The organism is Streptomyces thermospinosisporus (assembly GCF_039526425.1).
In the GTDB taxonomy this organism is placed as follows: Bacteria; Actinomycetota; Actinomycetes; order Streptomycetales; family Streptomycetaceae; genus Streptomyces; species Streptomyces thermocarboxydovorans.
In genome coordinates this window covers 70,228-71,216 of the sequence record NZ_BAAAIZ010000025.1, presented here as the reverse complement: position 1 = coordinate 71,216, position 989 = coordinate 70,228, and the positions used below count along the sequence as shown (strand labels likewise).

At 74.3% G+C, this 989-nt stretch carries 1 protein-coding gene; it reads right to left on the bottom strand.

Annotation, left to right across the window (positions count from 1 at the left end; translation table 11 throughout):
• Nucleotides 1-780, bottom strand: a 780-nt coding sequence (locus tag ABD207_RS10635; RefSeq protein ID WP_344011925.1) for a maltotransferase domain-containing protein, incomplete at its 3' end; no start/stop codon positions are given.
• Between the last annotated feature and the right edge of the window lie 209 nt (nucleotides 781-989).

Here is a 989-nt window from a genome sequence, read left to right as displayed (position 1 = left end):
GTGCGGCTGCTCGGGTGTGCCCTCGGAGCGGGGGAAGAACTCGTACCAGGACCCGTACAGCGCCCGCTCGCGCTCCACCAGCAGCGGCAGCGGGTCGCTGCTGGTGACCAGTTCCCGCAGCGGATGGCGGGCCAGCACCGCGTCCACCTCGGGCGTCAGCGCCGCCGCCAGCCGGGCGGACACCGGACGGCCCTCGTCGCGCAGCGCCGCCACCGCCGCGAGCAGCACCTCCCGCTCGTCCGAGCCGGGCACCCCGGCGGCCGCCCGCTCGTACAGCCGGGCCCCCTCCTCCAGCACCACCTCCGTGTCGATACCGGCCGGGATCTTGATCTGCGCATGGTGGCGCCAGGTGGTGACCGGGTCGCCCCAGCCCTCCACGTGGTACGTCCACAGGCCCGTGGCGTCGGGAGTGACCTCGGCACCCCACCGGTCGGTGCCCGGCGCCAGCTCCCGCATCGGCGTGAACGGCCCCGGCCGCCCCTCGGGGTCGGTCAGGACCACATTGGCGGCCACCGCGTCATGTCCCTCCCGGAACACGGTGGCCGAGATCTGGAACGTCTCGCCCGGGACCGCCTTGGCGGGGCGGCGGCCCTCGCGGACCATCGGGCGGACGTCCAGGACGGGTATCCGCCCCACCGAGGTGGCGGGTGCCGCGGACACGGGCTCCGGGGAGGGCGGGGGACCGGCGTCGGCCGGGCGCGCGGCAGGATCCGCGGTGCCGCGCCGGGACGGGGCTCTGCGGCCGGAGGGCGGGGGTGACGAGTGGTGCTTGGCGGGCATGACCGCTCCTGTCCGCGTCAACGGGGGTGGGCGGATGACTGTGGGGAGGTGGGTCCTGCGTGTCTTGCAGAGGTGTGTACCCGGAGGAGCCTTCCCACCCTCATCGGGTGGGCAATCCGCCACTTTGTTAACTACTCACGCGTATGTCGACACACAAGACCGGCCTCGTCCGGAAGGGGACGAGGCCGGTCCCGGTGAGCGCCCGCTCC